The sequence below is a fragment of the Cellulomonas sp. P4_H4 genome (assembly GCF_056400865.1).
In genome coordinates this window covers 567,973-592,592 of the sequence record NZ_JBFUKL010000001.1, presented here as the reverse complement: position 1 = coordinate 592,592, position 24,620 = coordinate 567,973, and the positions used below count along the sequence as shown (strand labels likewise).

The window sequence follows — 24,620 nt, the reverse complement described above, 5'->3', positions numbered from 1 at the left end:
TGACCGCGTGTCCGAGACCCGCCAGCCCAGCGCCGCGCTCGACGGGATCGGCCTCGCTGCCGGCGTCGGCGCGTACGCGCTCTGGGGCATCCTGCCCCTCTACTTCCCGCTGCTCTCCCCGGCCACGCCGGTCGAGATCATCGCCCACCGCGTCGTCTGGTCGCTGCTGTTCTGCGCGATCCTGTTGTTCGCCACGCGCGGCTGGGCCGGGTTCTGGCAGGCGTTGCGGACGCGCCGGATCCTCGGGCTCCTGTCGATCGCCGCGGTGCTGCTGGCGATCAACTGGGTCACGTTCGTCTTCGGGGTCCTGACCGACCGGGTGGTCGACGCGTCGCTCGGCTACTTCATCAACCCGCTCGTCACGGTGACGCTCGCGGTCGTCATCCTGCGCGAGCGTCTCCGGGTCGCCCAGTGGGTCGCGCTCGGCTTCGGGGCGCTCGCCGTCGTCGTCATCACCCTCGGCTACGGGCAGCTGCCGTGGATCGCGCTCGTGCTCGCGCTGTCGTTCGGCTTCTACGGCTTTCTGAAGAACCGCGTCGGCCGCACCGTCGAGGCGATCCCCGGTCTGGCCGTCGAGACGCTGCTGCTCGCTCCCCTGTCGCTCGGCTACCTGCTCTGGCTCGGCGGCACGGGGGACGGGACGTTCGCCGCACAGGGCGTCGGCCACGCGCTCGTGGTCGCCGCGGCCGGCATCGTCACCTCGGTGCCGCTCCTGCTCTTCGGCTCGGCCGCGCGCCGCCTGCCGCTGAGCATGATCGGGCTGCTCCAGTACATCGCGCCGATCCTGCAGTTCATCATCGGTGTCGCGATCCTGCACGAGCAGATGCCGCCCGCCCGCTGGTGGGGTTTCGCGCTCGTCTGGGTCGCGATCGCGATCCTCACGGTCGACGGGCTGCGCGCGAGCAGGGCGAGCCGGCTCGAGCGTCGGGCTACCGAGGTCTCCGTGTGAGCGCGGCGTCCACGACGATCACCGTCACGTTGTCCTTGCCGCCGGCCGCGAGCGCCGCCGCGACCAGCTTGTCCGCCGCCTCCTGAGCGTCGTCGCTCGCCCGGAGCTCGGCCTCGATCCTGGCGTCCGCCAGAGAGTCGGTCAGCCCGTCCGAGCACACGAGCATGCGGTCCCCCGGGCTGACTGGCAGGAGCCACACGTCGGGCTCGACCTGCCGTGCCCCGCCCCCGAGCACCCGCGTGACGACGTTGCGGCGTGGGTGCCGGCCAGCCTCCTCCGCCGGCACCGCGCCCGCGGCCACGAGCTCGGCGACCTCGGAGTGGTCGTGCGTGACCTGCTCGAGCACCGCTCCGGCCATCCGGTAGGTGCGGGAGTCCCCGACGTTGAGCACCAGCCAGCAGGGCAGGTCGTCGTGCTGGGTGAGCACGACGCCGGTCGCGGTCGTGCCGGGGTGTCGCCCGGTGCCCTTCGGGAGCGCGCGCACCGCCGCGTGCGCCTCGCGGACCATCGTGCGGGCGTCGTCGAGGGTCGGGACACCGTCGCCGAGGCCGCGCAGGACCTCGATCGCGACCTGGCTGGCCACCTCGCCACGATCGTGACCACCCATGCCGTCGGCGACGAGGAACACGCCGTCCTGCGTCCAGACGGAGTCCTCGTTGCGCGCCCGCTGTGCCTTGTCCGTGGCGACGCCGACCTGCAGGCGCACCCGGTCGTCGTTCATGGGGTGTCGACGCGCGACGTGGTCGCAGCCGTCATCGCGTCCTCGTCCCGCTCGCAGGCCCGCGCTGCGGATGCTCAGCACCCGTGCGCCCGATCGACGGCCAGCATAACGACGGCGCTGTGCGATGCCGAGCACCCCGGCTCGGTGCATCGGCCGAAAGGACCAGCCGTCCGCCGCCCGATCGGCCCTGCACGCCCGTACCCGGCGGCCGATGTGACGGCGCACGGCACCCCGAGACGATCGAAGCCACCCACCTTGGAGGCTTCCGATGTTGTCGCAGACCTTGTTCCGCCTGGGCCGTCTCGCGGCTCGCCGTCCCTGGGCCGTGATCGCGTCATGGCTCGTCCTGGCCGTGCTCGTCGTCGGGGCGTCCAGCGCCTTCGGCGAGAAGCTCGAGGACTCCTTCCGTGTGCCCGGCCTCGACTCCCAGCAAGCGAACGACCTGCTCGAGGAGGCCGGCTCCGGGCAGGCCGGTGTCACCGCGCTCATAGCCGTCACGCCGGCCGACGGGGGCTCGTTCGTCGACGACCCCGACGCCCTGGCCCAGCTCGCGCAGCTGCAGACCGCGGCTGCCGCGATGCCGCACGTTCTGGGGACGACCGACCCCGCCGGAGAGCTCGCCGGGTCGACCGACACCGCCGGAGCCGTCTCCCCCGACGGCCGGGTCGCCCTCGTGCGCGTCCAGTACCCGACGCTCGACCAGCTCTCCGCGGCGGACCTGGACAACCTCAAGGCGCTCGACGGCGGCCCGGCGCTACGCGTCGAGAAGGGCGGGGACCTGTACTTCGCCTACGAGGAGTCGACCGGGAACGCCGGGGAGCTCGTCGGCATCCTCGCCGCGCTCGTCATCCTCTTCCTCGCCTTCGGGTCGGTGATCGCGGCGGCCCTGCCCATCGGCATGGCGGTCCTCGGCCTCGCGGTCGGCGTCAGTGCGATGTCCCTGCTCGCGAACCTCACGGTGGTCCCCAGCTACGCACCGGTCCTCGGCGCGATGGTCGGGCTCGGCGTCGGCATCGACTACGCGTTGTTCGTCGTGACCCGGCACCGGGAGTACCTCGCGCGCGGGCTGGTGGTCGAGGACTCGATCGCTCGCTCGATCGCGACCGCGGGCCGGCCGGTGGTGTTCGCCGGCGGGATCGTCGTCGTCTCTATCCTGGGCCTGGCGGTGGCCCAGGTGCCGTTCATGACCGCGGGCGGCATCGCCATCTCGCTCGTCGTCCTGGTCATGGTCGTCGCCTCGACGACCCTGCTCCCTGCACTGCTGGCCGTGTCCCAGCGGCACGTCGTCGGGCGCCGGCCCGTGCACGCGACGAGCCCCGGCTGGGCGCGCTGGACCCGGCACGTCACCCGGCACCCGCGCGTCTACCTGGTCGGGGTCACCGCCCTGCTCCTCGCGCTCGCCGCCCCGGTGCTCGCGCTGCGGGTCGGGATCCCCGACGACGGCGCACTGCCGCCGAGCTTCACGCAGCGGCAGGCCTACGACCTCGTCGCCCAGGGCTTCGGCCCCGGCAGCAACGGCCCCCTCGTCGTGGCCGTGCAGCTCAACGGCGACGCCGCGGTGCTCACGACTCTGGAGACCGCGATCGCGGACGACCCGGGAATCGCGGGGGTCGAGGCTCCCGTCGTCCGCGGCGACATCGGCACCATCGTCGCCTTCGCCACCACCGGCCCGCAGGAGGAGACGACGCACGACACCGTCGAGCGGCTGCGCTCCGAGGTGTTCCCTGCCGCGCTCGCCGACAGCCCCGCGCAGGCGCACGTGGGCGGGCAGACCGCGAACTTCGCCGACGTCGGGGTCCGCGTCAACGACCGGCTGCCGGTGTTCATCCTGGCGGTGCTGGCGATGTCGTTCGTGCTGCTGATGCTCGTGTTCCGGTCGGTGCTCGTGCCGCTCAAGGCCGTCGTGCTGAACCTGCTGAGCATCGGGGCGTCCTACGGCGTCATGGTCATGGTGTTCCAGTGGGGCTGGGGTGCGGACCTCATCGGGCTCGAGTCCACGGTGCCGATCGTGTCGTTCATCCCGATGTTCATGTTCGCGATCCTGTTCGGGCTCTCCATGGACTACGAGGTGTTCCTGCTGAGCCGGGTGCGCGAGGAGTACCAGCTGACGGGGTCGAACGAGCAGGCCGTCGTCAACGGAGTCGCCAAGACCGGGCGCGTCATCACGTCCGCCGCGCTCATCATGGTCAGCGTCTTCCTGGCCTTCGTGCTCGGCGAGGACGCGGCGACGAAGATGTTCGGCGTCGGGCTGGCGACCGCGATCCTCGTCGACGCGACCCTCGTCCGGATGGTGCTCGTGCCGGCGACCATGAAGCTGCTCGGTCGCGCGAACTGGTGGCTGCCCGGCTGGCTGGACCGGGTGCTCCCGAAGGTCGAGGTCGACGTCGAGGAGCACCTGCCCGAGCCCAAGGTGCTGGTGCCCGCCTGAGGGCCTCCGCCCTTCCGGAGGGCTTCAGTCGTGCTCCGACGTGCTGCGGACCTCGATGCTGCGGCGCCCGAACCGGACGATCCAACCGGCCTCGACCCTCGCCCGCTTCCCAGGGGCGAGGGCGAGCTCGGTCCCGTCGGGCCGGACCAGGACGGTGCCGTTCGTGGAGCCCCGGTCGACGAACCAGAGCCGGTTGCCACGTCGCTCCTGCCCGAACGCCAGGTGGACGCGCGAGATCGAGCTGTCGGGGTCGTCGACGGCCACGAGGTGCGTCAGACCCGGCTCGGCGTCCGGCGCGCGGCCGACCAGACCGTCCCCCTCGACCACGACGCGCTCGCCCGTGTCGAACAGGAGCACCAGGCCCGGCGGCGTCACGCGGGCCGGCGGCTCCTCCGGGCGCAGGCGCGCGTGCTCGAGCTCGGGCAGACCGGGATCTGCGGGGCGGATCTCCGGCTCCACGAGCCCGTCGGGGCGGACCTTCGACCTCCCGCCGATGCGCGGCAGGCGGGGCACGCGGCGGCGAGGTCGGACGACCGAGATCGCCTCGGTGGGAGGAGCGCCGATGACCGGTCCGGGCGCGCCCGGCTCCGACAGCTCGGACAGCAGGCGGTTGGGGACGTCGATCAGCGGAACGTCCGGTCGTACCTCGGGGTGCACGACCCGAGGTCCCGGCGGGCCCGTGATGAGCTCAGGAGGCACGACGGCGGTCTCCGCAGCCGTGCCGGGTGCGGGTGCCGGCCGGACCAACCCCGGCGCGGCCTCGATGATCGGTCCGACGCTCAGCGGCGCGGGCCGTGGTGCAGCGACCACGCCAGGCGCGGGCCGGACCAGTCCCGGAGCGGGCTCGGCCGCGCGCAGGGCGCGCGCCACCGCGGGGGCGGTGCCCGGCCCGTCGACGCCCGCGTCGCGGACAGAACGGGCTCGAAGGACCAGCGTCCGGGCTGCCTTGTCGTGCCAGCCGCGTCGCGCAGGCGACCGGTCCCAGGCGCCAGACGACGCGACGACCCAGGCCCCGACGAGGGCGAGAACGGCGCCGGCGAGCTCGACGAGGGCACGCACCCCGATCGCGAGCATCCCCGCCGGCCGGTGGGTCCCCGACCCCATGGTGCGGATGCCGGTCGTCCCGTTGCCGACCGTGGCGCCCGTTCCAGCCTCCACGAGCCACTGCGTCAGGGCCGCGACGACGAGCAGCCCCGGGACGGCGAGGGACATCGGAGCCCACGACCCGTCGTCGTACTGCAGACCGCCGGAGACGCTCGCCACCAGATAGCCGACGCCCGCCGCGAGGACGAGGACGACGACGTCGATCGTGAACGCCAGGACGCGCAGAGGGACCGGAGCGACCGACTGCGGGGTGAGCTCCGCGACCGCGTCGAGGACGGGCCTGGGAGACGCCCGGCGTGCGATCGCAGCAGGAGGCACCGGTGGGGCCCCGCACGCGGCACACCGCTTGGCGCCGGGCACGAGCGCGGCGCCACAGGCGGCGCACGTAGTGCTCACGTCAGCCCTCCCGGAGATGGCCACCATGCGGTCCGCTGCCATGGTGACAGACCGACCCCGGCCGGTGCCGGATCAGGATGCGCGGTCGACCAGCGCGTCCGCGAACGACACCAGCGCGTCCTTGACCGGTCCCTCGTCGAGGGAGTCGAGCTCGAGGACCGCAGCCCGGGCCAGGGTCACGGCGCGCTCACGCGTCTCGTGGACCACCGGGTGCTCACGCAGTGCAGCGACCGCGACCGCCAACGCGTCGTCATCGCTCAGGTCGGCGTCGAGCAGCGCGAGGACCTCCCGGTCCTGGGCCGTCGCACCGGGCGACGCGGCGCGGGCGCGCAGCAGGAGCGCGGGCATCGTGGGGACCCGCTCCCGCAGGTCCGTGCCGGGGGTCTTGCCGGTGGTCTCGCCGTCCGAGGTCAGGTCGATCACGTCGTCGGCGAGCTGGAAGGCCACACCGATCTTCTCGCCGAACGCCGAGACGACGGCCACGACCTCCGGGCGGCAGCCCGAGAACATGGCGCCGAAGCGCGCCGACGTCGCGATCAGGGAGGCGGTCTTGTCGGCCAGCACCTGCAGGTAGTGCGCGACGTGGTCGTCGTCGGGACGCGGACCGACGGTCTCGTGCAGTTGGCCCAGGCAGAGGCGCTCGAACGTCGCCGCCTGGATGCGCACCGCCTCCGGGCCCAGTCCGGCGACCGTGGCGGACGCGCGGGCGAACAGCAGGTCACCCGTGAGGATCGCCACCGAGTTGCCCCAGACCTCGTGCGCAGCCGGGGCGCCGCGGCGCAGCGGGGCCGAGTCCATGACGTCGTCGTGGTACAGCGTGGCCAGGTGCGTCAGCTCGACGACGACCGCCGCGTCGATCACCTCGAGCCGGGACCCGTCCCCGAGCTCGGCCGCGAGCAGGGTGAGCAACGGCCGCAGACGCTTGCCGCCGGCGTTGACCAGGTGGCGCGACGCGTCGTCGGCCAGCGGGTCCACGTTGGTCACGGCGTCGCGCAGGCGCTCCTCGACGATCTCGAGTCGTGCGGACAGGCGATCGCCCAGGGCGGCATCGGCCAGCGGGAAGGCCGTCATCGAGGTCACGGCAAGAACCTATCTTCCCAGCGACGCCTTCCAGGACACGTCTCCCGGATCGGGGCCTCGCCGACGGCCTTCCTCACGGCCCGGATCACGGCAGGAACGACGCCACGCTCTGGATCGTCTCGATGACCGGCGAGGGCGCGATGCCGAGCACGATCGTGACCAGGGCACAGATCGCGATCGCCGCCGTGGCCAGGCCCTCGGTCCGGACCACCGTGGTCGTGATCGCGGACCGCGCCTCGGGCTCGGCATCGAGCAGCGTCTCGACGGCGGTCGCCGCGGCGGAGTCACCCGCGGGGTCCGACCCGACGTACGCGAGCGCCGCGACGTCGGTGGCACCCGCGACGGCGGAGGCCGCGTCGCCGCCGGAACCCGGTGCGTTCGTGAAGAACATCAGGACGATGATCCGCACGTAGAAGAACGCCGCCGCCGACGACGCGAGCACGCCGATGAGTGCCAGCGGCCAGGCCCCGCCCTCGACCGCGGCGGAGAACACCCCGAACTTCCCGATGAAGCCCGCGGTCAGCGGGATGCCCGCGAACGAGAGCATGAACAGCGAGAACGTGACGGCGAGCGGCGGGTTCGTGCGACCCAGGCCGGCCCACTGCGACAGGTGAGTCGCCTCGCCGAGGATCGGACCAGGCGATCCGTCGGCTGCCTGGCTCGTGCGCTCACGCACCAGCCAGACGATGCCGAACGCCCCGATCGTCGCGGCCCCGTAGACCAGCAGGTAGAACAGCACCGCGGTGATGCCGGCCTGGTCGAGCGCGATGATGCCGGTCAGGATGAAGCCGGCGTGCGCGACCGAGGAGTAGCCGAGGATGCGCTTCATGTCGCTCTGCACCAGGGCTCCGACGGTGCCGATGACCATCGTCAGGATGGCGACCGTCCAGAGCACGACTCCGAGGTCCCAGGCCAGGTCCGCGAACACCGTGTAGACGATCCGCAGCAGTGCGCCGAACGCGGCGACCTTGGTGCACGCGGCCATGAACCCGGTGATCGGCGTGGGCGCACCCTGGTAGACGTCGGGGGTCCAGGTGTGGAACGGGACGGCGCCGACCTTGAACAGCAGGCCCGACAGGATCAGGACGCCGCCGACGAGCAGCAGGCTCTCCATGCCCGACGGGGTGCCGATCGCGGTCGCGATGTCCGAGTACCGCAGGGAGCCGCTGTACCCGTAGATCAGGGCGATCCCGAACACGAACGTCGCGGACGCGAAGGCGCCGAGCAGGAAGTACTTCATCGACGCCTCCTGCGAGAGCAGCCGACGACGTCGGGCCATGCCCGTGAGCAGGTACAGCGGCAGCGACAGCACCTCGAGCGCCACGAAGAGCGTCAGCAGGTCACCGGCGGCCGGGAAGACCAGCATGCCGCCCGTCGCGAACAGGACCAGAGGGTAGATCTCGGTCTGGCGCACGCCCTTGCGGCGGGCCACCTCTTCGTAGTCCGAGCCGGGGACCGCCGCGGCGTTGGGCGCGAAGGCGTCCTCCCCCGTCTCGGTGCGGTCGGCGATGATCAGCAGAGCGATCAGCGCGAGCACCGCGATCGTCGCCCACAGGACGAGGGTCGGCCCGTCCACCAGCAGCGACCCGCCCAGCACCGTGGTGCCGCCGGTGTCCTCGACGCCGGGCCACAGGAGCACGACCGCGACGAGCGCGCCGACGAGCGCCAGCAGGGACAGCGCGAGCTGGACCGTGCGGCGCGCCTTGGCGGGAGCGAACGCCTCGACGAGGACGCCGATGATCGCGGCTCCCAGGACGATGACGACCGGGCTGAGGGCCGCCCAGTCGATCGTGGGTGCGGTGAACATCAGTTGCTCCCCTCGTCGGCGGGTAGATCGGTCACGCCGACCTGCTCCAGGGTGACGGTCGCCGGCGGGCTGACCAGGTCGAGGGCCGGTCGCGGCACGAAGCCGAAGACCAGCATGAGAAGAAGGAGCGGCGCGATCGCCCACCGCTCACGGGTCCGCAGGTCCGCGGTGCCCTCGAGGTAGGCCGGCGTCGGGCCGGTGAACACCCGCTGGTAGAGCCAGAGGATGTAGATCGCGGCCAGCACGACGCCGAGCGTCGAGACGATCGCCGCGACCGGGTGGCGGGCGAAGGTGCCCACGATGACCAGGAACTCGCTGATGAACGTCGACAGGCCCGGCAGCGACAGGACGCTCAGCCCGGCGACCATGAAGAAGCCGGCGAACACCGGCACGATCTTCTGGAGCCCGCCGAACGCCGAGATCTCCTGGGAGCCACGGCGGGCGACCAGGAACCCGGCCAGCAGGAACATCGCGCCCGTCGAGAGGCCGTGGTTGACCATGTAGAACGACGAGCCGGCGATCGACGTGGTCGTGAAGGCGAAGATGCCCAGGACGATGAAGCCGAAGTGCGACACCGAGGTGTACGCGATCAGCCGCATGATGTCCTTCTGGCCGATGGCCAGGGCTGCGCCGTAGAGGATCGAGAGGAGCGCCAGCACGATGATCGCCGGTGCCGCCCAGCGGGAGGCGTCCGGGAACAGCGGCAGGCACAGCGTGAGCATCCCGAAGGTGCCGACCTTGTCCAGCACCCCGACCAGCAGCGTGGACGTGCCGGCGGGCGCCTGCTGCGCCGCGTCGGGCAGCCAGGTGTGCACCGGGAACATCGGCGCCTTGATGGCGAACGCCAGGAAGAACGCCAGGAACAGCAGCTTCTCGGTCGTCGGCGCGATCTCGAGGCCCGTGAGGTTCGCCGTCAGGAAGCCCTCCGGACCACCGGGGCCCTGCAGGTACACGGCGATGACCGCGACGAGCATGATCAGGCCGCCGGCCAGCGAGTAGAGCAGGAACTTCACTGCCGCGTACCGCCGCTGCGCGCCGCCGAACATGCCGATCATGAAGTAGACCGGGATGAGCATCGCCTCGAACAGGACGTAGAACAGGAACACGTCCCGCGCCGAGAAGACCGCGACGATGAACGCCTCGAGCAGGAGCACGAGCGCGAGGTAGCGGCGCAGGCGGTCCGTCGGGAGGGTCAGCGACCCCTGCTCGCGCCAGGCGGCGAGCACGACCAGCGGCACCAGCACGACCGACATGAGCAGCAGCGACAGGCCGACGCCGTCGACGCCGACCGCGTACGAGACGCCGAGCGCCGGGATCCAGGGCTGCTGCTCGTAGAGCTGCACCGTCTGGGCGGCGCTCGTGTCGAACGCGAGGAGCGCGCCGACGGCGAGGGCCACGACGACCAGCGACGCGCCGAGCGCGACGGACCGCGTGTGCTTGCGGAGACCGGCAGGGAGCGCCCAGAGCAGCACCGCGCCGAGCACGGGCACCACGATGAGGGCGGTCAGCCAGGGGAAGGAGGACGACATCGGTGTGAGCTCCATCAGTTCTGGATGACCAGGACGACGACGACGAGGGCGACCAGGCCGAGCAGCATCGTCGCGGCGTAGGACCGCACGTAGCCGGTCTGGACGAGTCGGGCGACCGCACCCAGGCCGACCGTGAGACGGCCGACGCTCGTGACGGTCCCGTCGATCGCGGTGCGGTCGACGTAGACGAGCGAGCGGGTGAGGGCCTGGCCCGGCTCGACCAGCAGGACGTCGTTGACGGCGTCCTGGTAGAGGTCGACGCGGGCGGCGCGGGTCAGCGAGGTGCCGACGGGCGGAAGGACAGGGACCTGCGAGGTGACGTACCGACGCCAGGCGACGAAGATGCCCAGGGCGACGAGGGCGAGCGTCGCCGCCATCAGGACGGGAACGGGCAGCACCGGCTCGTCGTGCTCGGGATGGCCGAGCACGGGTGAGAGCCAGTCGACGAACTTGCTTCCCGCGTTCAGGTAGTAGCCGAGGCCCACCGAGCCGACGGCCAGGACGATCATCGGCCAGGTCATGAGCCTCGGGGACTCGTGCGGGTGCTGGTGGGTCCCGTCGGCCTTGTCGGACCAGCGCTTCTCGCCCTCGAACGTCATGAAGAACAGCCGCGACATGTAGAAGGCGGTGAGCCCCGCGGCCAGCATCGCGACCGTGCCGAAGAACCAGGCCCGCCACGGCGCACCCTCGACCGGCACGAACGCCGCCTCGATGATGTGGTCCTTGCTGTAGAAGCCGGAGAACGGCGGGACGCCCATGATGGCGAGCCACCCCGCGCCGAACGTGATGTACGTGATCTTCATGTACCGGCCGAGCCCACCGAACCGGCGCATGTTCACCTGGTCGTCCATGCCGTGCATCACGGACCCGGCACCGAGGAACATGCCGGCCTTGAAGAAGCCGTGCGTCACCAGGTGGAAGATCGCGAACGCGTACCCGACCGGGCCGAGGCCCGCGGCCAGGACCATGTAGCCGATCTGGGACATCGTCGAGGCGGCGAGCGCCTTCTTGATGTCGTCCTTGGCGCAGCCGACGATCGCCCCGAACACCAGCGTGACCGCGCCCACGCAGACGACGACCAGCTGGGCGTCGGGCGCCGCGTTGAACAGCGGGGCCGACCGCACGATCAGGTAGACACCGGCGGTCACCATGGTGGCGGCGTGGATCAGGGCCGACACGGGCGTCGGGCCGGCCATCGCGTCGCCGAGCCAGGACTGCAGCGGGAACTGCGCGGACTTACCGCAGGCGGCGAGCAGCAGCATGATCGCGATGCCGTTCAGCGTCGCCTGGCTGGTCGAGTCCGTCACGCCGTTCAGCACCGCGTCGAAGCTGACGCTGCCGAACGTCGCAAACATCAGGCCCATCGCGATGATGAGCCCGAGGTCACCGATGCGGTTGGCGACGAACGCCTTCTTCGCCGCTACGGCGTAGTCGAGCCGGTGGTTCCAGAAGCCGATCAGCAGGTACGACGCCAGGCCGACGCCCTCCCAGCCGAAGAACAGCAGCAGGTAGCTGTTGGCCAGCACGAGCGTGAGCATCGCGGCGATGAACAGGTTGAGGTACGCGAAGAACCGGCGCCGGTCCGCGTCGTGCTCCATGTAGGCGACCGCGTAGATGTGGATCAGCGTGCCGACGAAGGTCACCAGGAGCACGAACGTCAGCGACAGCGGGTCGAGCCGCACCCCGGCATCGAGGTGGAACGCGCCCGCGTCGATCCAGTTCCCCAGGTTCACGTCGAGCACCCGGCTGCCCTCGGAACGCTGGAGCATCTTGACGAAGACGATGGCTCCGATGACGAACGCGGCCGACGAGGCCAGAACGCCGAGCCAGTGGCCCCAGCGGTCCGTCCGACGTCCGAGCACCAGCAGCAGGGCAGCGCTCAGCAGCGGGATGCCGACGAGCAACGGCGCGACGAGCAGGACGCCCGCGCTGATGATCTCGGTCTGCGGTCCGATCGTGTCTGATGGCAGGCTCGCCACCAGGGATGTCAGGGTGTGCACGTCCCCGCCCCTCAGTTCTTCAACAGGTTCACGTCGTCGACCGAGGCCGAGCGTCGGGTTCGGAAGATGGCCACGATGATGGACAGCCCCACGACGACCTCGGCGGCCGCGACGACCATCACGAAGAAGGCCATCACCTGCCCCGTCAGGTCACCGTGGATGCGCGAGAACGTGACGAGCGTGAGGTTGGTGGCATTGAGCATGAGCTCGATCCCCATGAACACGATGATCGCGTTGCGCCGCAGCAGGACGGTCGTCGCGCCCAGCGAGAACAGGATCGCCGCCAGCACGAGGTAGTGGGTCAGGCTCACTGGATCTCCTCCGTCGCCGCGTTCCCCGGGTTGTCCGAGCCGCCGAGCGGCCTACCGGCCACCTCGGACCCGCCGGCGAGCACCTTGCCGATGCGGGCGGCGAACGCGTCGGCGTCGGCCTCCTGCCCACGGATGCGAAGCACGCGCGGGACCGAGCTCTCGAGCGGGCGCCCGTCCGGCCCGAGCGCCGGGACGTCCATGGCGTTGTGCCGGGCGTACACGCCAGGAGCGGGCAGCGGTGTGAGGGTCGCACCGGCGGCCACGCGGGCGTCGGCCCGCTCCTTCTGGCCGACGCGCGGGACGAGCCGCTGCCGGTGCGTGAGCACGAGGGCGCCGAGCGCGGCGGTGACCAGCAGGGCCCCGACCACCTCGAACGCGAACACGTACTGCCCGAACAGGATCGCGGCGATGCCCGTGGGGTTGTTGTTCACCGCTTCGGGCGTGAAGCCCTTGGCCTCGTACACCGCGGTCGCGACGACACCGACGAGCACGCACGCCAGGCCGGCACCCGCGAGCAGGGCGATCCAGCGCTGTCCGCGGATCGTCTCGACGAGCGAGTCCGACCCGTCGACGCCCACGAGCATGAGCACGAAGAGGAACAGCATCATGACGGCGCCGGTGTAGACGACCACCTGCACCATGCCGAGGAACACCGCGCCCTGCGCGATGTACAGGATGGCCAGCGAGATCATGATCGTGATCACGAGCAGCGCGGCGTGCACGGCCTTCTTGACGACGAGGAGCCCGATGCCCGCCAGCACCATGATCGGTGCGAGGCACCAGAACAGGATCGCCTCGGCCGTGGACGTCTGGCCCGTCTCGCTCAGTGCATGGAGCATCGCCGCGCTCATCGGGTGCCCTGCCGGTTCGCCGCCGCGACGGTCGAGGCCATCACGGCCGCGGTCTCACCCGGCACGTTCGCGGCGTCGAGGCCCGCGCCACCCGGCAGCGTCGGGTCGTCGGGACGGTGCTCCGAGACCCAGGCGACCTGCGCCGGGGTGGAGCCGGTGACCTCGCCGCGGTAGTACTCGGTGTCGGTCGTGCCCTCGACCATGGGGTGCGGCGCCTGCAGCATGCCGCTGCGCAGCGGAGCCAGGAGGTCCTGCTTCTCCCAGATCATGCCCGCGCGGGTCGGACCTGCGAGCTCGTACTCGTTGGTCATGGTCAGCGCCCGGGTCGGGCACGCCTCGATGCACAGGCCGCAGAAGATGCAGCGCAGATAGTTGATCTGGTAGACGGAGCCGTACCGCTCGCCCGGCGAGTGCTGGGCCTCGGGGGTGTTGTCGGCGCCCTCGACGTAGATCGCGTCCGCGGGGCACGCCCAGGCGCACAGCTCGCAGCCGATGCACTTCTCGAGGCCGTCCGCATACCGGTTCAGCTGGTGCCGACCGTGGTAGCGCGGCTTGGTCGGCACCTTCTCCGACGGGTACTGCTCGGTGACCGTCGGACGGAACATGTTCGAGAGCGTGACCCCGAACCCTCCGACGGGCGCGAAGAAGTCCGAGACCGCGTTGCGCGGCTCGATCATCGACTGGTAGCCCTCGGGCTTGACGATCTCGCCCGACGGCCGACGCGGCGCGACGCTCTTGCCGGTCGCGGGCTTGGCGGGTGCCGGCTTGCCGGACGCCGGCTTGCGGGCCGGCTGCTTGCCGGACCCGGCAGGGGGCTTGGGCTTGTCAGCCACCGTGCACCACATCTCCTTCGTCGCGTCCGTCGGACTCGTCGGCCCCGGACGAACCAGCCGTCACGGACGCCTTGGCCGCGGCCATCCGCACCTTGCGGGAGGACGGCGGCAGGACCTGGCCGGGCAGGGGCGGAACCGGGTAGCCGCCCGCGTAGGGGTCGTAGACCTTCGGGGCCGCCGGTGGTGGCGGTGGTGGCGCCTGCTTCTCCGGGATGAACAGGGAGGCGATGACCAGCACCGCGAGCACGCCACCGGCGATGAGGAAGATCCGCTGCACCGGCAGGTCGCTGAACTTCAGCATGCCCTGCACGAGCGCCACGACGACGACGAACGCGAGGGCCGCCGGGATGAGGACCTTCCAACCGATCTTCATGAACTGGTCGTACCGGAACCGCAGCACCGAGCCGCGGACCCAGACGAAGAAGAACATGAAGATCCAGATCTTGGCGACGAACCACAGGATCGGCCACCAGCCGGTGTTGAGCACCCCGTCGCCGACCCACGAGATCGGCCACGGTGCGCGCCAGCCGCCCAGGAACAGGGTCGTCGCGATCGCCGAGACGTTCAGCATGTTGATGTACTCCGCGAGGAAGAACCAGGCGAACTTCATCGACGAGTACTCGGTCATGTAGCCCGAGACGAGCTCGCCCTCGGCCTCGGGGAGGTCGAACGGGAGGCGGTTGGTCTCGCCGACCATCGACACGATGTAGATCACGAACGCCGGGATCAGCGGGATGATCCACCAGATGCCCTCCTGCGAGGACACGATCTGCGAGGTCGACATCGAGCCCGCGGCGATGAACACGGTCACCAGCGACAGGCCCATGGCCAGCTCGTAGGAGATGACCTGCGCGGTCGAACGGACCGAGCCGAGCAGCGGGTAGGTCGAGCCCGACGACCAGCCGCCGAGCACGATGCCGTACACGCCGACCGACGCGCACGCCAGGATGTAGAGCACGGCCACCGGGAAGTCGGTCAGCTGGAGCGGGGTGTCGATGCCGAACATGCTCACCATCGGCCCGAACGGGATGACCGCGAACACGAGCAACGAGCAGAACACCGCGATCATCGGCGCCGCGATGTAGACCAGCTTGTCGGCCGCCTTGACCGTCATGTCCTCCTTGACCAGGAGCTTCATGGCGTCGGCGAGCGACTGGAGCAGGCCGAACGGGCCGTGCACGTTGGGGCCGGGCCGCTGCTGCATGCGACCGACGACCTTGCGCTCGAACCAGATCGCGAACAGCACGCTCACCAGCAGGAACACGACGATGGCGACGGCCTTGATCAGGACGATCCACCACGTGTCGTCGCTGAAGTCCGCCGTGACCGGCGGGAGTGCGTCTGCGGGCAGGAAGATCACGCGCCGACCTCCTCGGTGGATCGCGGGCCGGGCGCCAGGTGGACCAGGTCTCCCGCGTCGGCGTGCAGTGTCTCGCGGACCGTGCTCGCCACGGAGTTCGTCGGCAACCAGACCACGTGGTCCGGCATGTCGGTGACGACGACGGGCACCGTGATCGTGCCCGCGTCCGTGCTCACCGCGATCGAGCCGCCGTCGACGACACCGACGCCGTTCGCGGTGCCGAGCGAGATGCGGGCGACCGCGCGCTTCGCGGTGCCGGCCAGGTACGGCTCGCCCGACTGCAGGCGACCCGTGTCGAGCAGCTGGTGCCAGGTGGCCAGGATCGCGGTGCCCTCGGCGACGGCCGGGGGTTCCGCTGCGGCGACGGACGGGGCATCGACGCGTGCGCCGTCCCAGCCGCCCAGCTGGTCGAGCTCGGCGTGCACCGCTTCGAGCGACGGCAGGCCCAGCTCGACGCCGAGCGCGTCGGCCAGCCGGTCCAGGATGCGGTAGTCGGCCAGCGCGTGCGTCTCGAGCGCGACCGGGAACGGACGCGGACGCCCCTCCCAGGTGACGAACGTGCCGGACTTCTCCGAGGGCGGCGCGACCGGGAGGACGACGTCCGCCCGGTCCGTGACCTCGGACCTGCGCACCTCGAGTGAGACCAGGAACGGCACCACGTCGAGCGCCTCGCGGGCGGCCGCCGGATCGGGCAGGTCGGCCGGCTCGAGGCCACCGACGACGAGCGCGCCGAGCCGGCCGGAGCGCGCCGCCTCGATGAGCTCTCCCGTCGAGCGCCCTGTGTCGGCGGGAAGCGTGTCGACACCCCACACGGCAGCGAGGTCGACGCGTGCAGCGGAGTCCGCGACCGGGCGACCGCCCGGCAGCAGCGTCGGGAGCAGGCCCGCCTCGACCGCGGAGCGCTCGCCGACCCGGCGCGGGATCCACGCCAGGCGGGCACCCGTGCGCTCCGCCAGCCGCAGGGCTGCCGAGTAGCCGCCGGGCACGCCCGCCAGCCGCTCTCCGACGAGGATCAGCGCGCCGTCCCCACCGAGCAGGTCGGTCACCTCGGCGTCGAGACCGTCGAGGACCTCGGCCTCCGTCCCCGGTGCCGACGGGACCAGCGTGCCGTTCAGGCGCTGCAGGCCACGGCTCTCGAGCGCGGCGACCGACAGGACCCGGGTCTTGTGGTCGAGCACCGCGGAGCGCAGGCGCAGGAACGCGATCCCGGCCTCCTCCTCGAGCTCGAGCCCGACCAGGAGGACGGCGGTCGCACGGTCCAGGTCCGCGAACGTGACCTCGAGCGTGCGTCCGGCGACGTGGTGCCCGAGGAAGGCCTCCTCCTCGGCGGAGTGCGGACGGGCACGACCGTCGACGTCGTTGGTGCCGAGGGCGACGCGCGCGAACTTGCCGTACGCGTACGCGTCCTCGAGCGTCAGGCGACCGCCGGGCAGGACGGCCCAGCCGACCGCCGTCTCGCGCTCGTCCGCGGGGAACGCGGCTGCCCGCAGCCCGGCAGCCGCGGTGTCGAGCGCCTCGACCCAGCTCGCCGGCTCCAGCTCACCGTCCCCGTTGCGCACGAGCGGGGTGGTGATGCGGTCCGATGCGGCCTGCCACGTGAACGCGAACCGGTCCTTGTCGGTGATCCACTCCTGGTTGACGGTCGGGTCCTCGCCGGCGAGCCGGCGCAGGACCACGCCGCGGCGGTGGTCGACACGGATGGCCGAGCCCTGCGCGTCGTGCTCCCCGACCCCGGGCGTCGAGACCAGGTCGAACGGACGGGACCGGAACCGGTATGCCGCGCTGGTCAGCGCGCCGACCGGGCAGATCTGCACGGTGTTGCCGGAGAAGTAGCTGGCGAACGGGCGGCCCGAGGTGTCCTCGGTCGCGGCTCCCAGCGGCGTCTCGCCCTCGAACCCGAGGATCTGGGTGTCGAAGCGGCCGATCTGCTGGTTCGCACCGCGCTTCTGCAGGTCGATGAACACGTCCCCGGCGATCTCCTCGGAGAACCGCGTGCAGCGCTGGCACAGGATGCAGCGCTCCCGGTCCAGGAGGATCTGCGTCGAGATGGCGATCGGCTTCGGGAACGTGCGCTTGATGTCGACGAACCGGGTGCTCGCGCGCCCGTTGCTCATCGCCTGGTTCTGCAGCGGGCACTCGCCGCCCTTGTCGCAGACCGGGCAGTCCAGCGGGTGGTTGATGAGCAGCAGCTCCATCACACCGTGCTGCGCCTTGTCCGCTTCCTCGGAGGTGTGCTGCGTCTTGACCTGCATCCCGGGCGACGCCTCGAGCGTGCAGCTGGCCTGCGGCTTGGGCATCTTGGCGAGGTTGCCGTCACGCCCGGGTGCCCACACCTCGACCAGGCACTGGCGGCACGCGCCGGCCGGTGCGAGGAGCGGGTGGTCGCAGAACCGCGGGATCTGGATGCCCAGCTCCTCGGCGGCACGGATGACCAGGGTGCCCTTGGGCACGGTCGTCTCGATGCCGTCGACGACGAACGTCACGGTGGCCGTCGGCTCCTCGACCGGCTCGGACGGAGCTGTCGGGACGAGCTTGGTGTTCGACCCGGAGGACAGGATGGTCATGCGTGGACCCCCGCGAGGGCGCCGGTCTGGCGCGGCGTGTAGGCGAACAGCGAGCTGTTCTCGGGCGGGAAGAGCGCGTCGGCCGGTGTGTGCGTGCCGGCCTCGAACTCCTCGCGGAAGTACTGCACCGCGGACGTGATCGGGCTCGTCGCGCCGTCGCCCAGCGCGCAGAACGCGCGGCCCAAGATGTTGTCGCACAGGTCGAGCAGCAGGTCGATGTCGGCCGACGTGCCCTGCCCGGCCTCGATCCTCTGGAGCACCTGCGTCAGCCAGTACGTGCCCTCACGGCACGGGGTGCACTTGCCGCAGGACTCGTGCTTGTAGAACTCGGTCCAGCGCGTGACCGCACGCACCACCGACGTGGTCTCGTCGAAGATCTGCAGCGCGCGCGTGCCGAGCATCGAGCCCGCCGCGCCGACCGACTCATAGTCGAGCGGCACGTCGAGGTGCTCGGCCGTGAAGATCGGCGTCGACGAACCGCCCGGCGTCCAGAACTTCAGCTCGTGGCCCTCGCGGATGCCGCCGGCCATCTCGAGCAGCTCCCGCAGCGTGATGCCGAGCGGCGCCTCGTACTGCCCCGGGCGCGTGACGTGGCCGGACAGCGAGAAGAGGCCGTGGCCCGTGGAGCGCTCGGTGCCCATCGACTTGAACCAGTCCGAGCCGCCGACGACGATGCCCGGCACCGACGCGATCGACTCGACGTTGTTGACCACCGTCGGGCGGGCGTACAGGCCCGCGACGGCCGGGAACGGGGGCTTGAGCCGAGGCTGGCCGCGCAGACCCTCGAGGGAGTCGAGCAGCGCCGTCTCCTCACCGCAGATGTAGGCGCCCGCACCGGAGTGCAGCGTGATCTCCAGGTCGTAGCCCGAGCCGAGGATGTCGCTGCCCAGGTAGCCCGCGGCGCGCGCCTCCTGGATCGCCAGGAGGAGCCGGCGGTACACGTGCAGGACCTCGCCGCGCACGTACAGGAACGCGTGGTGGCAGCCGATCGCGTAGCTCGTGATGATCATGCCCTCGATGAGGTGCTGCGGGCTGGCCATCATGAGCGGGATGTCCTTGCAGGTCCCCGGCTCGGACTCGTCGGCGTTGACGACGAGGTACCGCGGTCCACCGTCGGGCGCGGGCAGGAAGCCCCACTTCATGCCCGTCGGGAACCCGGCGCCGCCGCGGCCGCGCAGGCCGGAGTCCTTGACCATCGTGACGACGTCGGCGGCCTGCATGCCGAGCGCGCGCCGCAGCCCCTTGTAGCCCCCCGCACCCTCGTAGGTCGCGAGCGTCCACGAGCGGTCGGCGTCCCACGTGTCCGTGAGGACCGGGGTCAGCGTGGTCGCCATCAGGACTCCTTCGCGTCGTCGGAGGTCTGCTTCTTCTGCTCGCCCTCGGGCGACACGTCACCGGCCGTCGTCGCGGGCCGTTCGGCACTCGACTGCTCGCCGCCGACCTCGGGCGTGCTCGGTGCGGCACCCGCGGCGGAACCGTCGGTCTCGAGCGGCGGTGACGTCCAGCCCTCGGCGCGGGCGAGCTCGATGCCGCGCAGGGTCGGGACGCCTCCGCCCACACCCTCGCCGGCGCGTCCGTCGTCGAACCCCGCGAGCACGCGCGACATGTCCTTGAAGGTCACGACCGTGTCGGCACCGCGGGTGGGGACCACAGGCTGCCCGGCGGCGATCGTGTCGACGATCTCGCGGGCGCTGTCCGGCGTCTGGTTGTCGAAGAACTCCCAGTTGACCATCACGACCGGCGCGTAGTCGCAGGCCGCGTTGCACTCGACGCGCTCGAGCGTGATCAACCCGTCGTCGGTGGTCTCGTCGTGCCCGATGCCGAGGGAGTCCGACAGCTCCTCCCAGATGGCGTCGCCACCCATGACCGCGCACAGCGTGTTGATGCAGACGCCCACGGTGTACTCGCCGTTGGGGTGGCGCTTGTACTGCGTGTAGAACGTCGCCACCGCCGAGACCTCGGCCGTCGTCAGACCCAGGTGGGACGCGCAGAACGCGATCCCCCGCGGGCTCACGTAGCCGTCCTCGGACTGCACCAGGTGCAGCATCGGCAGCAGCGCCGAGCGCGCCTGCGGGTAGCGGGCGACGATCGCGTCCGAGTCGGACGTGAGGCGCGCGTGCGTCTCGGCGTCGTAGGACGTGCGATGCGTCTGTCCGGGAGTCCGGCCAGCTTCGACGGACATCAGCGGTCCACCCCTCCGAGCACAGGGTCGAGCGACGCGACGGCGACGACGACGTCGGCGATCTGCCCGCCCTCGCACATGATCGACGTCGCCTGCAGGTTGTTGAACGACGGGTCCCGGAAGTGCGCGCGGTACGGGCGCGTCCCACCGTCGGACACCAGGTGGACTCCGAGCTCGCCACGGGGGTGCTCGACGGTTTGGAACACCTGACCGGCCGGAACCCGGAAGCCCTCGGTGACCAGCTTGAAGTGGTGGATCAGGGCCTCCATCGAGGTGCCCATGATCTCGCGGATGTGATCGAGCGAGTTGCCCATGCCGTCGGCGCCGATGGCCATCTGCGCAGGCCAGGCGACCTTCTTGTCCTCGACCATCACCGGGCCCGGGCCCAGCTTCTGCAGGCGGTCCAGGGTCTGCTCGACGATCTTCATCGACTGGTAGCACTCCTCGACGCGGACGACGAGGCGCCCCCACGAGTCAGCGGTGTGCTCGACCGGCACGTCGAAGTCGTAGGTCTCGTACCCGCAGTAGGGGTTGGCCTTGCGCACGTCGTACGGCAGGCCCGCGCTGCGCAGCACCGGCCCCGTCATCCCGAGCGCCATGCAGCCCGACAGGCCCAGGTAGCCGACGTCCTTGAGACGCAGGTGCAGGATCGGGTTGGCCATCATCAGGTCTTCGAGCTGCTTGAAGAACTTGCGGACCGTCACGAGGGTCTCGCGGATCGTGTCGATCGCGCCCGGGGGGATGTCCTGCGCGACGCCGCCGGGGCGGATGAACGCGTGGTTCATGCGCAGGCCGGTGATCAGCTCGAAGACCTTCAGGATCTCCTCGCGCGCCGTGAAGCCCACGGTCATGATCGTCGTGGCGCCCAGCTCGTTGCCGCCGGTGGCCAGGCACACCAGGTGCGACGTGATGCGGTTGAGCTCCATCAGCAGCACGCGGATGACGGTCGCGCGCTCGGGCACGTCGTCGGTGATGCCGAGCAGCTTCTCGACGGCCAGGCAGTACGCGGCCTCCTGGAAGAGCGGAGCCACGTAGTCCATGCGCGTGCAGAAGGTCACGCCCTGGGTCCAGGTGCGGAACTCCATGTTCTTCTCGATGCCGGTGTGCAGGTAGCCGATTCCCGCGCGGGCCTCGGTGACCGTCTCGCCGTCGATCTCGAGCATGAGCCGGAGCACGCCGTGCGTCGACGGGTGCTGCGGGCCCATGTTGACGACGATCCGCTCCTCGCCGAGGCGAGCGGCCTCCTCGGCGATGTCGGACCAGTCGCCGCCGGACGCCTCGAACGAGGGGACGTCCTCGGTGTCGCTGTCCACCACGCGTGCGGTGGACCTTGGTGTCTGTGTGGTCATCGGTACGACCTCCGCTGGTCCGGGGGCGGCACGGTGGCGCCCTTGTACTCGACCGGGATGCCCCCGAGGGGGTAGTCCTTGCGCTGCGGGTGGCCCGGCCAGTCGTCGGGCATCTCGATGCGGGCGAGGGCGGGATGACCGTCGAAGATGATCCCGAAGAAGTCGTAGGTCTCGCGCTCGTGCCAGTCGTTGGCCGGGTAGACCGCGACCGTCGAGGGGATGTGCGCGTCCTCGTCGGGAACCGCGACCTCGAAGCGCAGTCGGCGCGAGTGGGTCACCGAGACGACGTGGTAGACCGCGTGCAGCTCGCGGCCGGCGTCGTGCGGGTAGTGCACGCCGGAGACGCCGAGGCTGAGCTCGAACCGCAGGTCCTGGTCGTCGCGCAGCACCTGCGCCACCTCCACGACGTGCTCACGCCGGACGTGCAGGGTGATCTCCTCGCGGTCGATCACCACGGACTCGATCGCGGCGGCGAAGCCGGTGCCGGACTCGTCCAGCACCTCGGTCAGGATGTCGACCGCCTCGTCGAACCAGCCGCCGTACGGTCGCTCGCTCGGCCCGGGCAGCGCGATCGGCGAGACCAGCCCGCCGTAGCCGGAGGTGTCGCCCGACCCGGTCACGCCGAACATGCCGGTGCGGACGTCGACGATGTCGATCGGGGTCCGCGTGGTGTTCTGGGCACCGGCCTCGAGCGCGGCCTCCGTGTGCGACTGCGCACCGAGCCCGGCGACACCCGGCTTGACGGCCTCCGCGGCATCCTTCTTCGCGCTGGAGTCGTTCACCGCAGAAGGCCCGTCATGTGCGACGTCGGCGTCGCTGCCAGGGCGGCGGCCTCGGCGGCGGCGACGGCCTGCTGACGGTTCACGCCGAGCGGCTCGTTCTCGATCTGCTCGTGCAGCGTGAGGATCGCGTTGATGAGCATCTCGGGCCGCGGCGGGCAGCCCGGCAGGTAGATGTCGACGGGGATGATGTGGTCGACGCCCTGCACGATCGCGTAGTTGTTGAACATGCCGCCGCTGCTGGCGCACACACCCATCGAGAGCACCCACTTGGGCTCCGACATCTGGTCGTAGACCTGGCGCACCACCGGGGCCATCTTCTGGCTCACCCGGCCGGCGACGATCATCAGGTCCGCCTGGCGCGGCGACGCGCGGAACACCTCCATGCCGAAGCGGGAGATGTCGAACCGGCTGGCCCCTGCGGCCATCATCTCGATGGCACAACATGCCAGGCCGAACGTGACCGGCCACAGCGACGACTTGCGGAAGTAGCCGACGAGATCCTCGACCGTCGTCAGCAGGAACCCCGACGGTGCCTCTTCGATCCCCATCTCAAACCTCCGGACGAGCTGTGCGATTGGTGCGGGCCCGAGCTGTGCTGCTCATGGTGCTCAGTCCCACTCGAAGCCCCCGCGACGCCACTCGTAGACGAACGGCACGGTGATGATCAGCAGGAACCCGATCATCGCGACGACCCCGAACCAGGCGAGCATCGTGAAGCTCACGGCCCACGGGTAGAGGAAGACCACCTCGATGTCGAAGACGATGAACGTCATGGCCACGAGGTAGTACTTGATCGGGAAGCGTCCGCCGCCGATGGCGTGCGGCGTGGGCTCGATGCCGCACTCGTACGCCTCGAGCTTGGCGCGGTTGTACCGCTTGGGTCCGAGGGCGACGCTCGAGCCGACGCCACCGAGTGCCATCAGGGCGGCGATGCCCATCAGGAACAACAGAGGCACGTAGGGGTTGCTCATCGTGCGTCACTCCTCAACGGCGAGGTCTTGCTTCGGTAGCCGGGGGCGGCTTGAGGGTTTCAGGCTGCCGGTGCGAGCCGGCTGAGTCCAGAGATGACCCGGTCGACCAGGTCACCACCGCGGGGTTCGTAGCAGTCGGACAAGAGCTTCAGGACGAACTTCATGACGAGCGGCCGGGGTAGGCCGTACCGCGTGCACACCCGCATGATCTCCGGGTGCTCGATGAGCCGGACGAACACCCGGCCGAGCGTGTAGTAGCCGCCGAGATCGTCCTTCATCCGGCGCTCGTAGGTGGCGAACGCGCGCTCCCGGCCGGCGGCGGTCCCCCGCGCCAGACCTTGCGCGATCGCGTCGGCGGCGACCCGTCCGGCCTGCAGGCCGTACGCGATCCCCTCGCCGTTGAACGGGCTGATCATCCCGGCGGCGTCGCCGACGAGGACCAGGCCGTTGCCGTACAGCGGACCACGGTTGAAGCCCATCGGCAGCGCGGCACCGCGCACCGGGCCCACCTGGTTGTCCGGGGTGAACTCCCACTCGGCCGGCGCGTTCGCCATCCACTTGGCGAAGAGCGACTTGTAGTCGACCTTCGTCGCGGCAGCCGTCGAGGAGACCGACCCGAGCCCCACGTTCGCCGTGCCGTCGCCGAGCGCGAAGATCCAGCCGTAGCCCGGCATCAGGTTCGACCGGCGTGGCTCGCCGTCCCAGAGCTCGAGGTGGCTCTCCATCCACGCGTCGTCGTGCCGTGGGGTGCGGAAGTAGGTGCGGACCGCGACACCCATCGGGCGGTCCATGCGCTTCTCCAGGCCCAGGCCTGTCGCCAGCCGGGCGGAGACACCGTCGGCGGCGATGACGACCGGCGCGCGGTACGTGGCGGCGCCGTCCTCGGTCTTGGCGGTGACCCCGACGACCCTGCCTGTGCGCTCGTCGCGCAGCGCACCCGTGACGTTCGTGCGCTCCTGCAGCTTCGCGCCTGCGGCACGCGCGTGGTCGGCCAGCGTCTGGTCGAACGACATCCGCGACCTTGCCAGCCCGTACGACGGGTAGCTCGACAGCTCGGGCCACTCGAGCTCCAGCCGGTGACCACCGCCGATGACGCGCAGGCCTCGGTTCCGGATCCAGCCGTCCTGCTCGCGGATGGGCAGTCCCATGCGCACGAGCTCGGCGACCGCGCGGGGTGTCAGGCCGTCGCCGCAGATCTTGTCGCGGGGGAACTCGGACTTCTCCAGGAGGAGGACGTCCAGGCCCGCGGAGGCACAGTGGAATGCGGCTGCGGACCCGGCCGGGCCCGCGCCCACGACGATGACGTCGGCGTCATCGTTCGTTGCATCCACCACCAGTGACCCCACTTGTGACGCTGTTCACGTACTGACTCGGCGAGTGTAACCACGGCCAGAAACACTGTC

Annotated in this window: 20 protein-coding genes; 2 read left to right on the top strand and 18 right to left on the bottom strand. The window is 70.8% G+C overall.

Features of this window, described 5'->3' with window-relative positions; genetic code table 11:
* Positions 1 to 7 precede the first annotated feature (7 nt).
* Positions 8 to 949, top strand: a complete 942-nt coding sequence (rarD, locus tag AC1DPN_RS02975; protein WP_477083225.1) for an EamA family transporter RarD — start codon at positions 8 to 10, stop codon at positions 947 to 949.
* Here rarD and AC1DPN_RS02970 read toward each other — a convergent pair.
* On the bottom strand, positions 930 to 1,670 hold the full coding sequence (locus tag AC1DPN_RS02970; protein WP_477083224.1) for a PP2C family protein-serine/threonine phosphatase: 741 nt from the start codon (positions 1,668 to 1,670) through the stop codon (positions 930 to 932). The two genes, rarD and AC1DPN_RS02970, sit on opposite strands and share 20 nt — an antisense overlap.
* Positions 1,671 to 1,938: 268 nt before the next feature.
* Here AC1DPN_RS02970 and AC1DPN_RS02965 point away from each other — a divergent pair, with 268 nt between their 5' ends.
* Positions 1,939 to 4,098 (top strand): MMPL family transporter, encoded by a 2,160-nt coding sequence (locus AC1DPN_RS02965; RefSeq protein ID WP_477083223.1) that lies wholly within the window; start codon positions 1,939 to 1,941, stop codon positions 4,096 to 4,098.
* Positions 4,099 to 4,122: 24 nt separating this feature from the next.
* Here the strand turns inward: AC1DPN_RS02965 and AC1DPN_RS02960 are convergent, their stop codons facing one another.
* The 17 genes from AC1DPN_RS02960 to AC1DPN_RS02880 all read right to left on the bottom strand — a co-directional run bounded on the left by AC1DPN_RS02960 (position 4,123) and on the right by AC1DPN_RS02880 (position 24,551).
* Positions 4,123 to 5,598: an RDD family protein gene (locus AC1DPN_RS02960; RefSeq protein WP_477083222.1), complete on the bottom strand. Its 1,476-nt coding sequence runs from the start codon at positions 5,596 to 5,598 to the stop codon at positions 4,123 to 4,125.
* Positions 5,599 to 5,670: 72 nt separating this feature from the next.
* On the bottom strand, positions 5,671 to 6,669 hold the full coding sequence (locus AC1DPN_RS02955; protein ID WP_477083846.1) for a polyprenyl synthetase family protein: 999 nt from the start codon (positions 6,667 to 6,669) through the stop codon (positions 5,671 to 5,673).
* 94 nt (positions 6,670 to 6,763) lie between these two features.
* On the bottom strand, positions 6,764 to 8,485 hold the full coding sequence (gene nuoN / locus AC1DPN_RS02950) for an NADH-quinone oxidoreductase subunit NuoN (protein ID WP_477083221.1): 1,722 nt from the start codon (positions 8,483 to 8,485) through the stop codon (positions 6,764 to 6,766).
* Positions 8,485 to 10,014 carry an NADH-quinone oxidoreductase subunit M gene (locus AC1DPN_RS02945; RefSeq protein WP_477083845.1) on the bottom strand — a complete coding sequence of 510 codons (1,530 nt, stop codon included), beginning with the start codon at positions 10,012 to 10,014 and terminating at the stop codon, positions 8,485 to 8,487. Before AC1DPN_RS02945 ends, nuoN begins: the two co-directional genes overlap by 1 nt.
* 14 nt (positions 10,015 to 10,028) lie before the next feature.
* Entirely contained in the window at positions 10,029 to 12,014 is a 1,986-nt protein-coding gene (gene nuoL, locus AC1DPN_RS02940) for an NADH-quinone oxidoreductase subunit L (protein WP_477083220.1), read from the bottom strand.
* Positions 12,015 to 12,025: 11 nt separating this feature from the next.
* Positions 12,026 to 12,325, bottom strand: coding sequence for an NADH-quinone oxidoreductase subunit NuoK (gene nuoK, locus AC1DPN_RS02935; RefSeq protein WP_477083219.1), 300 nt, complete (start codon positions 12,323 to 12,325; stop codon positions 12,026 to 12,028).
* Entirely contained in the window at positions 12,322 to 13,164 is an 843-nt protein-coding gene (locus AC1DPN_RS02930; RefSeq protein WP_477083218.1) for an NADH-quinone oxidoreductase subunit J, read from the bottom strand. Before AC1DPN_RS02930 ends, nuoK begins: the two co-directional genes overlap by 4 nt.
* A gap of 8 nt (positions 13,165 to 13,172) precedes the next feature.
* Positions 13,173 to 13,853, bottom strand: coding sequence for an NADH-quinone oxidoreductase subunit NuoI (gene nuoI, locus AC1DPN_RS02925; protein ID WP_477083844.1), 681 nt, complete (start codon positions 13,851 to 13,853; stop codon positions 13,173 to 13,175).
* A 148-nt stretch (positions 13,854 to 14,001) separates the two neighbouring features.
* Positions 14,002 to 15,369, bottom strand: coding sequence for an NADH-quinone oxidoreductase subunit NuoH (gene nuoH / locus AC1DPN_RS02920; RefSeq protein ID WP_477083217.1), 1,368 nt, complete (start codon positions 15,367 to 15,369; stop codon positions 14,002 to 14,004).
* A complete protein-coding gene (locus AC1DPN_RS02915) occupies positions 15,366 to 17,933 on the bottom strand; it encodes an NADH-quinone oxidoreductase subunit G (RefSeq protein WP_477083216.1) in 2,568 nt (855 codons plus the stop codon). Before AC1DPN_RS02915 ends, nuoH begins: the two co-directional genes overlap by 4 nt.
* Positions 17,930 to 19,267, bottom strand: coding sequence for an NADH-quinone oxidoreductase subunit NuoF (nuoF, locus tag AC1DPN_RS02910; protein WP_477083215.1), 1,338 nt, complete (start codon positions 19,265 to 19,267; stop codon positions 17,930 to 17,932). The genes AC1DPN_RS02915 and nuoF overlap by 4 nt, the downstream gene beginning before the upstream one ends.
* Entirely contained in the window at positions 19,267 to 20,115 is an 849-nt protein-coding gene (nuoE, locus tag AC1DPN_RS02905; protein WP_477083214.1) for an NADH-quinone oxidoreductase subunit NuoE, read from the bottom strand. Before nuoE ends, nuoF begins: the two co-directional genes overlap by 1 nt.
* Complete coding sequence (locus tag AC1DPN_RS02900; RefSeq protein ID WP_477083213.1) at positions 20,115 to 21,464, bottom strand: NADH-quinone oxidoreductase subunit D; 1,350 nt, start codon at positions 21,462 to 21,464, stop codon at positions 20,115 to 20,117. The genes nuoE and AC1DPN_RS02900 overlap by 1 nt, the downstream gene beginning before the upstream one ends.
* The gene (locus tag AC1DPN_RS02895) at positions 21,461 to 22,246 is read right to left on the bottom strand and encodes an NADH-quinone oxidoreductase subunit C (protein WP_477083212.1); all 786 of its coding nucleotides are present in this window, start codon (positions 22,244 to 22,246) and stop codon (positions 21,461 to 21,463) included. The genes AC1DPN_RS02900 and AC1DPN_RS02895 overlap by 4 nt, the downstream gene beginning before the upstream one ends.
* A complete protein-coding gene (locus tag AC1DPN_RS02890; RefSeq protein ID WP_477083211.1) occupies positions 22,243 to 22,794 on the bottom strand; it encodes a NuoB/complex I 20 kDa subunit family protein in 552 nt (183 codons plus the stop codon). Before AC1DPN_RS02890 ends, AC1DPN_RS02895 begins: the two co-directional genes overlap by 4 nt.
* 60 nt (positions 22,795 to 22,854) lie before the next feature.
* The gene (locus AC1DPN_RS02885; RefSeq protein ID WP_477083210.1) at positions 22,855 to 23,217 is read right to left on the bottom strand and encodes an NADH-quinone oxidoreductase subunit A; all 363 of its coding nucleotides are present in this window, start codon (positions 23,215 to 23,217) and stop codon (positions 22,855 to 22,857) included.
* A 59-nt stretch (positions 23,218 to 23,276) separates the two neighbouring features.
* A complete protein-coding gene (locus AC1DPN_RS02880) occupies positions 23,277 to 24,551 on the bottom strand; it encodes a geranylgeranyl reductase family protein (protein ID WP_477083209.1) in 1,275 nt (424 codons plus the stop codon).
* Between the last annotated feature and the right edge of the window lie 69 nt (positions 24,552 to 24,620).